General features: G+C 69.5%; 10 protein-coding genes. 4 read left to right on the forward strand and 6 right to left on the reverse strand.

What is annotated here, in order from left to right; all coding sequences use genetic code 11:
* Positions 1–8 precede the first annotated feature (8 nt).
* Genes ACYSM9_RS12830 through ACYSM9_RS12845 form a run of 4 tightly spaced genes read right to left on the reverse strand, consistent with a single transcriptional unit; the run spans position 9 to position 3,362 of the window.
* A complete protein-coding gene (locus ACYSM9_RS12830; RefSeq protein ID WP_461857348.1) occupies positions 9–1,301 on the reverse strand; it encodes an erythromycin esterase family protein in 1,293 nt (430 codons plus the stop codon).
* Complete coding sequence (locus ACYSM9_RS12835; RefSeq protein WP_461857349.1) at positions 1,298–2,638, reverse strand: phosphoribosyltransferase family protein; 1,341 nt, start codon at positions 2,636–2,638, stop codon at positions 1,298–1,300. The genes ACYSM9_RS12830 and ACYSM9_RS12835 overlap by 4 nt, the downstream gene beginning before the upstream one ends.
* A gap of 5 nt (positions 2,639–2,643) precedes the next feature.
* The gene (locus ACYSM9_RS12840; protein WP_461857350.1) at positions 2,644–2,991 is read right to left on the reverse strand and encodes a CU044_2847 family protein; all 348 of its coding nucleotides are present in this window, start codon (positions 2,989–2,991) and stop codon (positions 2,644–2,646) included.
* 14 nt (positions 2,992–3,005) lie between these two features.
* A complete protein-coding gene (locus ACYSM9_RS12845; RefSeq protein WP_461857351.1) occupies positions 3,006–3,362 on the reverse strand; it encodes an SPW repeat domain-containing protein in 357 nt (118 codons plus the stop codon).
* Between the two features lie 244 nt (positions 3,363–3,606).
* On the opposite strand from ACYSM9_RS12845, the gene ACYSM9_RS12850 reads away from it, so the two are divergent.
* Together ACYSM9_RS12850 and ACYSM9_RS12855 are read left to right on the forward strand one after the other, a co-directional pair.
* Positions 3,607–4,761, forward strand: a complete 1,155-nt coding sequence (locus ACYSM9_RS12850; RefSeq protein ID WP_461857352.1) for an alkaline phosphatase family protein — start codon at positions 3,607–3,609, stop codon at positions 4,759–4,761.
* 8 nt (positions 4,762–4,769) lie between these two features.
* Positions 4,770–6,431, forward strand: a complete 1,662-nt coding sequence (locus ACYSM9_RS12855; RefSeq protein ID WP_461857353.1) for a phospholipase C — start codon at positions 4,770–4,772, stop codon at positions 6,429–6,431.
* A 6-nt stretch (positions 6,432–6,437) separates the two neighbouring features.
* Here the strand turns inward: ACYSM9_RS12855 and ACYSM9_RS12860 are convergent, their stop codons facing one another.
* Positions 6,438–7,586: a carboxylate-amine ligase gene (locus tag ACYSM9_RS12860; RefSeq protein ID WP_461857354.1), complete on the reverse strand. Its 1,149-nt coding sequence runs from the start codon at positions 7,584–7,586 to the stop codon at positions 6,438–6,440.
* A gap of 176 nt (positions 7,587–7,762) precedes the next feature.
* Positions 7,763–9,121 carry a phenylacetate--CoA ligase family protein gene (locus tag ACYSM9_RS12865; protein WP_461857355.1) on the reverse strand — a complete coding sequence of 453 codons (1,359 nt, stop codon included), beginning with the start codon at positions 9,119–9,121 and terminating at the stop codon, positions 7,763–7,765.
* A gap of 267 nt (positions 9,122–9,388) precedes the next feature.
* On the opposite strand from ACYSM9_RS12865, the gene ctaC reads away from it, so the two are divergent.
* Both ctaC and ACYSM9_RS12875 read left to right on the forward strand, forming a co-directional pair.
* A complete protein-coding gene (ctaC, locus tag ACYSM9_RS12870) occupies positions 9,389–10,264 on the forward strand; it encodes an aa3-type cytochrome oxidase subunit II (protein ID WP_461857361.1) in 876 nt (291 codons plus the stop codon).
* Positions 10,264–10,528: cbb3-type cytochrome c oxidase subunit I (locus ACYSM9_RS12875; RefSeq protein WP_461857356.1), on the forward strand; the 265-nt coding region annotated here is incomplete at its 3' end. The genes ctaC and ACYSM9_RS12875, both read left to right, overlap by 1 nt.

Raw genomic sequence — 10,528 nt, forward strand, 5'->3', positions numbered from 1 at the left:
GGTGTGGGCTAGAACCCTGTGGGTTCGGTTTCCAGTTCCGGCTCGCCGGGGACGTACTCGTGGTGCAGCGGGCGCAGCGCTTCCGTCCGGGGATGCCAGAACAGCGCGTCATAGCGCCCGCCCATGCGGGTGGGCACGTAGTTTCCCCGCTCCCGCTGCGGGTTGTACACCACCCCGATGGCCCGGTGCCCGCGCCAGGATTCCAGCCACGGACCGGACCGCTCCGCCCCGAACACCAGCAGCGAAGGCTCCGCGAGCGCCTGGTTGAGCACTTCCTCGTGGCTGCCGTGCACGGCGCCGGGAACTTCCATGGTCCACTCCGGCGAACCCCACGATTCGGCGGCCGTGACGGATCCGCCGAAGGATGCAAAGCCGGCCAGCACCACCTCACCCGGATGGCGTTGGCGCACCAGCTGGCCGATGTTCACCATGCCGTCCTGCGCCATGTCCGTGGCCCGGGCATCGCCGACGTGCGTGTTGTGCGCCCACACCAGCCCCTTGGAGCCGGGGCCGTGGTGGGCCGCGAGACGGTCGATGGTGTCGCTCATGTGGTGGTCGCGGATGTTCCAGGACTCCCGGTCACCGCGGACCATGGTGCGGTAGTAGCGTTCGGCGTTGGCCGCCACGATGGCGTTCTGGACGGCGTCGAACGCGGCAGGATCGTCCTGCAGCCGGCCAAGCGTCCGGCGTCGTACTTCCGCCAGCAGGGACACCACATCGGCTTCGCAGGACTGTGGGACCAGCCTGTTGCTCCAGGCGTACCGCTGCGGGTCCTCCCGGAACGGCATGAAGCACCGCCAGGCCTGGTGGGCCGCCGGGAGGGCGCCGGCGGCGTTGACCTCGAGCCAGGTGAAGATTTCGCGCAGCGAGTCCCACAGCGAGTACACGTCCAGGCCGTAGAAGCCGGTGCGCTGGTGGTCGGGCAGGCGCAGGTTCCAGCCGCGAAGCCACGTCAGGAAGTCCGCCACCTCGTGGTTGGCCCACATCCACGTGGGCCAGCGCTCGAAGCCCGCCAGAAGCCGGCGTGCGTCCAGGTCGTGCCCGGCTTCGCCGCGGACCCAGCGGTTGATGCGCCAGCAGTCCGGCCAGTCGCCCTCCACGCCGATCCAGCGGAAGCCGTATTCCTCGATGAGCCGGCGGCTCAGCAGCGCCCGCCAGTGGTAGTACTCCCTGGTGCCGTGGGACGCCTCGCCCAGGCAGACAAACCGTGCCGGCGCGGCGAGGCGGACCAGTGGTTCAAGGTCGTCGGTGGAGGCCAGCGGATGCGCCAGGGACCTGATCTGCCCGGTCTCGCTACTCACGTCCGTGCCTCCGGGGCGGCCTGCACGGCCGGTGCCGGCAGGAGGTACTGCCGGAACCAGTCCGCGGCCAGGGTGGCAGCCATGGCCAAGGTTCCCGGTTCCTCGAAAAGATGGGTGGCGCCGGGCACAACCTCCAGCCGGGTGGGCGCCGCCATCTGGGCCATCGCCTGCCGGTTCAGGGCCAGCACCTGGGTGTCGGCGCCGCCAACGATCAGGAGGGTGGGTGCCCGCACGCCGGAAAGCCGCGGGCCTGCCAGGTCCGGCCGGCCGCCCCGTGACACGACCGCCGCCACCGGTGACCCCGGCTCGGCCGCGGCCCACAGCGCGGCGCCGGCCCCTGTGCTGGCCCCGAAGTAGCCCACTTGTCCGGCATAGGTGTCCCGGCGCGATGAGAGCCAATCCGCGGCGAGGACCAGCCGCCGCGCCAGCAGGGCGATGTCGAACACGTTGGCCCGGTCGACCTCCTCCTCCGGCGTGAGCAGGTCCAGCAGCAGCGTCCCCAGGCCGGCCCCGTGCAGCACCGACGCCACGAAACGGTTCCGCGGGCTGTGCCGGCTGCTGCCGCTGCCGTGCGCGAACAGGACCGTGGCCCGGGACCCGTGGGGCAGGTAGAGGCTGCCGCGCAGGGCTACCCGGCCGGCGGGGATCTCCACGTCCTCCTCCACGGCGCCGTCGCCCCCGTTCTGCCGCTGGGGCTGCACCGGCCGGGCCGCGGCGTCGAGCAGCTGCACCACCTCGCCGTCCTCGGTGGGCGAAAAGTCGTGGTAGTAGTACCCCACGGCCTGGAAGTTCTGCGGCGAAAGGAGGCAGACGACGTCGTCCGGTTCCTTAAGTTCGACGACGGCCCGTGCCGGGGCTACAGGCACCGCAAGGATCACCTTGGCCGCGCCGAGCTGCCTGGCCACCTGGCAGGCCACGCGTGCGGTGGAGCCGGTGGCGATGCCGTCGTCAACGATGATGGCCGTGCGGCCGGTGAGGTCCACACGCTGCCGGCCCTGGCGGAACCTCGTCACGCGGCTCTCCAGCAGCGCGCGCTCCTGCCGCTCCACCTGCCGCAGGTCCGCCTCGGAGACGCGCGCCAGGGACATGGTGCGCGGATCCAGCACCCGCGTGTTGCCTTCGCCGATGGCCCCCATGGCCACTTCGGGCTGGAACGGGACGCCGAGCTTGCGCACCACGATCACGTCCAGCGGCGCGTCGAGGGCTTTGGCCACCTCGAAGGCCACCGGGACGCCGCCGCGGGGCAGGCCCAGCACCACAACGTCCTGCCCGCGCAGGCCGGCGAGCCTTTTGCCCAGCCGCCGGCCGGCGTCGGCCCTGTTGAGGAACCCAGCCATCGCCGTCACCCGCCGTAGGTATCGTCTTCCCCGTGCGGTGCCGCCGCTTCGGGGGTCCACGTCATGCGGAGGACGAAGTGGGCGTCCGAACTGCTCTTGGCAATCACCGCCCCGGCGTCCCCCGCCAGTTTCACGCCGAATTCAATTTCGATCTGTTCGGGGGTGAGCTCCGCCATGGCCTCCAATGCTGCGCGGGCGGCGGGCCGGACGCTGGCGAGTGCATCTTCCAGGCGCCTGCCCACATCCAGGATCCCCTGCTCGTTGCGGGCCGGATGGTCCACCCCGTAGCTGTTGTCCGCAGCCTCAACGAGCACGGTGCCGGATCCCACTCCGTAGCGCAGTACTTCGGTCATGGCGGGCTCCTGTATCAATGCGACATGCGGTAGGTGTGCCGGAGGTCGGTGCTTGGCTTGATAGCCACAGCCGTGACCACGAGCGCCACTGCCCCTGCGATCCATGATGTCCAGGCGGCCCCCGTCGCACCCGTGTACGTCCCCAGCCAAGGCGAGAGGACCAGAGCGGCGGCAATCACAGCCTGCACGTATTCCATGGCCGGTGTGCCGGGCATGGCCAGGTTGATGATGGCGCTGACAATCAGCAGGCCGCCGAAGAGCAGCATGAGCGTGGTGGACATGCCTGTCTGCCTGGTGAACAGGACCGCGACGGCGGTGAAGAGTCCGGCGGCGCCTGCTACGTAGTCCTGCCACCGATACCACTTTTTCACTGACTTTCCTTTCTGTCGGGGCAGGAGCTGCCTTCTGCGTTTCCCGCCCGGCGGGCTCTAGCCGCCCGCCATTTAAGTCAACTCCCGGCGGTCCCCGCCTTCTAGGGCAGAAAGACCTACCGCATGCCCCGGCCGGATTCACGGCGAACTCACAGGCGTTTGCCGGTGCCACGGCGGGCGTCCGTGTGCGATAGTTGCGGCAACGCTGGGGCGTCCGTGGTTTGTGAGACAGCAGAGGCCGTAAATGTTGCGTAGACCAGCCCGAAGACCAGCCGGTACCCGCAGGGCCGTATCCTGCCTGCTGCCGGTGCTGGCCCTGCTGGTTGCCGCGCTGACCGCCTGCCAGCCCGCGGGTACCGGAACCGGACAACCCACGCAGGCAGGGTCCGGGGCTGACGCGCAGCCCAACCCGCACCGCGGCCGGACCCCCGGGCACGTGTTCGTGATCAACCTCGAAAACAAGGGGTATGACACCACCTGGGGTCCGGACTCCCCCGCCCCCTACCTGACCCAGACCCTCCGGAAGCAGGGCGTGCTGCTGCAGTACTACTACGGCGTCGCCCACAATTCCCTGCCCAACTATGTGGCGCAGATCTCCGGCCAGCCGCCCAACCCCAGCACCAAGCAGGACTGCCACACTTATACCGAATTCACGGTGCAGGCCACCGACGGCCTGGGCAGGTTGGCCGGTGACGGCTGCGTCTTCCCGGCCAGCGTCCCCACCGTGGCTGGCCAGCTGGCCGCCGCGGGCAAGACCTGGAAGGGCTACATGGAGGACATGTCCCACCCCTGCCAGCACCCGTCCCTGGGCTCCGCGGACACCCACATCAAGGCCACCGTGGACAACGGGTACGCCACCAAGCACAACCCCTTCGTCTACTTCCGGTCCATCACGTCCACGTCCGCGTGCAGCCAGAACGATGTCCCCTTCACGGACCTGGCCCGGGACCTGGCATCGGTGGACACCACCCCCAACCTGGCCTACATCACCCCCAACCTCTGCCACGACGGGCACGACAACCCCTGCGTGGACGGCACACCCGGCGGGCTGCCGGCCTCCGACCAGTGGCTCAGCGCCGAAGTGCCCGCCATCCTGGCCTCGCCCGCCTACCGGCAGGACGGCATGCTCATCATCACCTTCGACGAATCCGCCGGCGGCACCACGGGCCCCGAGGAAGGCACCCCGGGCAGCGTCCCCGGCGGAACGGGCGGCGGCAGGATCGGCACCCTGGTCCTCACCCCCTTCAGCACCGGCGGCGCATCATCCAGCCAGCCGTACAACCACTACAGCCTGCTCGCCAGCATCGAGGACTACTTCTCCCTCCCCCGCCTCGGCGCCGCCCGCGACCCCGCAATCGCCGCCTTCGGTGAGGACGTCTACAAAGGCTCGCAAGGCTAGGACGCCCGGTGATACGACGGCGGCTGGTACCCCGCTGGCGGCCGGTGACCCGCCGGCCGCTGCTCGCCACGGCCGCGGCCGTTGCCGCCCTGGTGACGGTGGCGGCACTGGTGATTGCCGGCGTCGTACGCTCCGGCGCGGGACCGGCCGCCACTGACCACGCCGGGATCAGCAGGATCAAGCACGTGGTGATCATCACCCAGGAGAACCGCTCCTTCGACAGCTACTTCGGCACCTACCCCGGCGCGGACGGAATCCCCATGCAGGACGGCCAGCCCACCGTCTGCATCCCGGACCCCGCCCACGGCGGCTGCGCCAAGCCCTTCCACGACACCACGGACACCAATGCCGGCGGGCCCCACAGCCCCGCGGATGCGACGGCGGACATCAACAACGGCGCGATGGACGGCTTTGTTGCCCAGGCCGAAAAAGGCCTGGCCCATTGTGCCGCAACGGCCACCGACTGCCAGTACACCCCGAAGGCCACCGACGTGCTCGGCTACCACGACCGGAACGAGCTGACCACCTACTGGGCCTACGCGGACAACTTCGTGCTCCAGGACCACATGTTCACCTCCGCCGCTGCCGGGAGCCTGGCCGCGCACCTCTACCTGGTCTCGGCATGGTCGGCCAAGTGCAGGAAAGCCGGGGACCCGTCGTCGTGCACCGACGCGCTGACCAGCCTCGACCCCGAGCCGGAAAAGAAGGCGATCGAGAAGAGCCTGATCGGAAAATGCCAGGCCGGCGTTGGCCAGGCACCGTGCCGGGACGCCCTCCAGGCGGCCGGCATCAGCCCCGACCTTGCGGAGCAAATCGGCGGCCTGGTCACCGCCAACTGCAAACCCACCGACTCCTACCCTGCCTGCCGTGCCGCCGTCGACGCCGCGGACGTCCCGGCCGGCCTGAAGGCGAAGCTGGCGGAGGCGGCGAGGACCCTGAAGCCGCCCAACTACGCCTGGACGGATCTGACCTACCTGCTGCACAAGCACTCGGTGCCGTGGGCCTACTACGTATTCAAGGGAACCGAGCCGGACTGCCGCAACGACGCCGCCACCTGCGACCCCGTGGAGCAGGACGCCGAAACACCGGGCCGGTGGAACCCGCTGCCGTACTTCGACACCGTCAGGGAGGACGGCGAACTGGGCAACATCAAGCCGCTGGACGGCTTTTACGACGACGCGCGGGAAGGCAGGCTGCCCGCGGTCACCTGGGTGGCGCCCACCGACAAGGTCAGCGAACACCCGCCGGCGAAGATCAGCACCGGCCAGGAATACGTGGCCGGGCTGGTCAACGCCATCATGAGCGGGCCGGACTGGGACAGCACCGCCATCTTCCTGACCTGGGACGACTGGGGCGGGTTCTACGACCATGTTCCCCCGCCTTCGGCGGACCGCAACGGCTACGGGATCCGCGTCCCGGCCCTGGTCATCAGCCCCTACGCCAGGAGGGGGTACGTGGACCACCAGGTCCTCAGCCACGACGCCTACTTCAAGTTCATCGAGGACGACTTCCTGGGCGGCGAGCGCCTGGACCCCGCCACCGACGGCCGGCCGGACAACCGTCCCGGTGTCCGGGAGGACAGCCCGCTTTTGGGCGATCTCGCAGCCGCGTTCGATTTCAACCAGGCCCCGCTGCCGCCGCTCATCCTGCCCAACGCGACCACGTACTGACGCCGGTCAGCCGGCCCCGTTGACGGTGCAGTCGGCCGCGTCAGCCACCACGTCCTCCAGGTCTCCGGTGCGGTGCAGCACCTCCAGCTGCCGGACCGCTCCGGAGCCGCGCGCGAGGGTCCGGTCCACCAGCTCCTCCACGCGCTGCAGGTCGCCGATGTCCGCCAGGGCGTCGCCGATGTGGTGCAGGAGCGAGTTGACGACGGCGAGCGCCGGGGCGGGGCGGTGCGTGTGCGGATCCAGCAGCTCACCGCACAGGCCCCAGCGGCTGGCCTTCCAGGTGGCCAGCCGGAGCAGCGCCGACGGGACCGCCACGGGGTCGGTCCCGTCCCGCCATTCGCGGGCCGCGGTTTCCACCAGGCCCCTGGCGATGCCGGCCAGCAGGACCGTGTCCTGCGGCCGCAGGCACACATCGGGCACGCGGATTTCCACGGTGGGGTAGTGCCGGGAGAGCCGGGCGTCGAAGTAGACCATGCCCTCGTCCAGGGCGACGCCGGTGCCCACCATGTCATGCACCAGCTGGTGGTAGGAGTCCGGGCTGCCCAGGATTTCCAGCGGCCCGGAGGAAGGCCAGCGGCTCCAGACCTGCGACCGGTAGCTGGCGTAGCCGGTGTCCTGGCCGTGCCAGAACGGGGAGTTGGCGCTGAGTGCCACCAGGACCGGCAGCCAGTTCCGCATTCGGTCCAGCACTGCGACGGCTTCCTCCGCCGATTCCACCGAGACGTGGATGTGGCAGCCGCAGGTGAGCTGCTCGCGGGCCGTGAGCCCGTATTCCTCCGTCATGGCCCGGAAGCGCCGCAGCTGCACCGGGTGGGGGTCGGCGGGCAGGGGCGAGGTGCCCAGCGCGGCGACCCGTACGCCCACGTCCCCGGCGGCCTGGTGCGCGATGGCCCTGCCGGCGAGGATGTCCCGTTCCAGGGCGGCCAGGGTGGCGTGCGGCGGGGTGACCACCTCGATCATTTCCTGCTGGAACTCGGCGGTGAGGAGGGGACCGGAGCCGGCCTTGAGCGGACGGACATACAGGTCCAGGAGGGCGCCGGCCAGGGGCGTGGCCTCTCCCGTACCGGGGTCCACCAGGAGCAGTTCCTCTTCAATGCCGAACGTCCGGCCGCCTGCGCCCGCGCCGCCGGTGCCGTCATTGCCGTACGTGTCCATCGCCGTCGTCCCCTATCCCTTGCATCTTTGCAAGCCCGTCCCGGAAGCGCGGCAAGGCGGCGGTGCCGCCCGCGCTTCTGCGAAGGGAACATCATGATAAGCACCCTTATCAATCCCTGGGAAGCGTCTTGCTGCGGGATGGGTAGCCGGAATCCGCGGCTGCTCCTGAAGCGTCGCTACTGGGGGTGCAAGGCCCGCACGAAGGGCGCCTTGCCCAGGGGCGTGCGCTGGAGTTCCGCCACGGACTCCACGTCGACCGGAACCCCTGGCGCTCCGGCCGTTGCGAGCGCTGACGCCACGGCGGCCCGGATGGACTGGACGGAGTACCCGGGCGCGATGCCCGCGACAAGGACCCGCAGGCGCCCGGGTTCCTGGACCACCTGCCAGCCGGACAGGTTCACCTCGTCGAGGACCGCGTGGAAAACGTTGGGGTGGACGCTCACGGCGCCCTGCTTGCCCGGCAGCGCCAGGACGTCCTCGACCCGGCCCTCGACGCCGTCGAGCAGCCGGAAGGACCGCCCGCAGGGGCAGCCGCGGCCGCCGAGCCGGATGCTGTCCGACATCTCATACCGGATCAGCGGCACTGTGCGTGAGAACAGCACGGTCACGAACACCCTGGCCCCCGCGGTTCCCGGGGGGACGGGGTTGCCGGCCGTGTCCACGGGTTCAACGATCACCTGGTCCTCATAGACGTGGCTGTTGCGGTAGGTGCAGGGCGAGGCGATGCCGGCGGTTTCGGTGGCGGCGTAGATGTCGAACGGTTCCACTCCCCACGCGGCCTGCAGGTCCCTGGACGCCTGGCCGGTGAGCACCTCGGAGGCGGACATGACGTTGCGGGGCGTGATGCGCAGCCGGCCGGCCAACTGTTCACCGGCCAGTGGTTTCAGCGCCGACGCGTAGCCCACCAGGACCGCGGGCTGGAAAGCGTTCAGCGCGGCCACATTCTCCCCCAGGGGCGCGGTGACATCCAGCCGCAGGACCGGGATGAGCCGCGTGTCCAGGGCTGCGGCCACTACGGCGGACTGGTGGGTGGGCACCCGCGAGCTGACCAGGGCCATTTTCACCGGCCGCGCCGGTCCCGGGCCGATGCCGGCCCAGTCGCCGGCCCGCGCATACGAGGCCAGGACCCTGGCCCATTCCGGGCGGTTCCAGGCAAAAATTCCCCGCCGGCCCGTGGTTCCCGCGGTGGCTGCCACCCACCACCGCCCGTTCCACGCCTGCCCCGGGTCTCCCCGCGTTTCGGTGATTGCCCGCAGGTGGTTTTCGAGGGCCGCGAGGTTCAGGTCCGGCGTTGTGAGGGCTTCGTCGAAGTGGTCCATCAGGTCCGCCTTGGTGACGGGCGGGAGCTGGTCCAAGGGTGCATCGTGCAGGCCGGCGTGGTGCCGCCGGTAAAACTCCGAGCCCGCGTAGGCCGCTTCCCGCAGCCGGAGCAGGGCGTGCTCCTGGTGGGCGGCGATGCGGGCGGCATCCCACCGGTCCCTGCGCTGCCACCGGGCCCGCAGGACCAGTACCTGCGTGAGGAGGCGTACGTCCATGGCAGATCCTTCACCTGGTTCGCCCCAGCTTCCTGCCGTTTCGGCGCCGCCGCAAGGGCCGAAAGTCCGCGCTTTACCCGGCCCGGGCATTCCGGGCGCGGGACCTGCGCGATTCGGCGCAAAAGCCCTTCCCCTCGGCTTTTTCCGCGCGTAGGGTGGGCCGCATGAACCGCCGGTCCGCGGACCGGCGGCGGGCTCATGCAGCTGGGCTTCTGGAGCATGCCGGAGGGACCACTAGTGGGAACACAACCGTTCATGAACCACAGCATGCGTCGCTTCGCGGCACTGGCCGCGGGGCTTGCAGCCGTGCCGGCCTTGACGTCCTGCACCGCCGAAGTGACCCGGGGCTTCCTGCCGGGCAACCGCGAAACCACCAGCAACACCCCGCTGATCATGGATTTGTGGGTGAACTCGTGGATCGCGGCGCTGGTTGTCGGCATCATCACGTGGGGCCTGATGATCTGGGTGATCATCGCCTACCGGCGCCGGAAGGACACGGTGGGTTTCCCCCCGCAGATCAGCTACAACCTGCCCCTGGAAGTCTTCTATCTGTCCATCCCGCTGATCGTGATCGGGGTCCTGTTCGTCTTCACGGACCGGGAGCAGCGGGCCATCGACGAGCGGTTCCCGAACCCCGACGTGGTGATCGATGTCTTCGGCAAGCAGTGGTCCTGGGACTTCAACTACGTCAAGGAGGACGTCCACGAGGACGCCGGGCAGCAGGCCCACCTGACCGGCGCCTGGGGCACCCCCGACCGGCTGCCCACCCTCTACCTGCCCGTGGGCAAGAAGGTGGAACTGCACTTGCAGACCCGCGACGTCCAGCATTCCTTCTGGGTGGTGGAGTTCCTGCAGAAGCGGGACATGTACCCGGGCCACGAACAGTTCAACCCCTACATCAGCATCATCCCCACCCGCACCGGCGAATACATGGGCAAGTGCGCCGAGCTCTGCGGCGAATACCACTCCGAGATGCTCTTCAAGGTCCGGGTGGTCAGCCAGCAGGAGTACGACAGCCACCTCGCCGACCTGAAGAACCGGGGCAACACCGGCCAGCTGGGCGCTGAGTTTGTCAGGCGGCCGGAGTCGGCCCCGGCCCTGGGCACCCTTGAACCGGAGACACAGCAAAGGACGGCGCAGTAATGTCCACCACCAGCCAACGTCCAGGGGGCGCCGGGGCAACCGCCGCACCACCGCCGCCCCGGCGCAGCAAGGGCACCATCGTGGTCAACTGGATCACGTCCACGGACCACAAGACCATCGGGTACCTGTACCTGATCTCCTCGTTCGTGTTCTTCTGCGCCGCGGGCGTGATGGCGCTGCTGATCCGTGCCGAACTGTTCGAACCCGGTATGCAGATCCTGCAGACCAAGGAGCAGTACAACCAGCTGTTCACCATGCACGGCA

This window comes from Arthrobacter sp. C152 (assembly GCF_054890965.1).

Excerpts from the sequence above, each read along its gene's own strand:
- ACYSM9_RS12835 (WP_461857349.1), bottom strand. The coding sequence starts at position 2,638 with ATGGCTGGGTTCCTCAACAGGGCCGACGCCGGCCGGCGGCTGGGCAAA.
- ACYSM9_RS12840 (WP_461857350.1), bottom strand. The coding sequence starts at position 2,991 with ATGACCGAAGTACTGCGCTACGGAGTGGGATCCGGCACCGTGCTCGTT.
- ACYSM9_RS12850 (WP_461857352.1), top strand. The coding sequence starts at position 3,607 with ATGTTGCGTAGACCAGCCCGAAGACCAGCCGGTACCCGCAGGGCCGTA.
- ACYSM9_RS12860 (WP_461857354.1), bottom strand. The coding sequence starts at position 7,586 with ATGGACACGTACGGCAATGACGGCACCGGCGGCGCGGGCGCAGGCGGC.
- ACYSM9_RS12865 (WP_461857355.1), bottom strand. The coding sequence starts at position 9,121 with ATGGACGTACGCCTCCTCACGCAGGTACTGGTCCTGCGGGCCCGGTGG.
- ctaC (WP_461857361.1), top strand. The coding sequence starts at position 9,389 with ATGCGTCGCTTCGCGGCACTGGCCGCGGGGCTTGCAGCCGTGCCGGCC.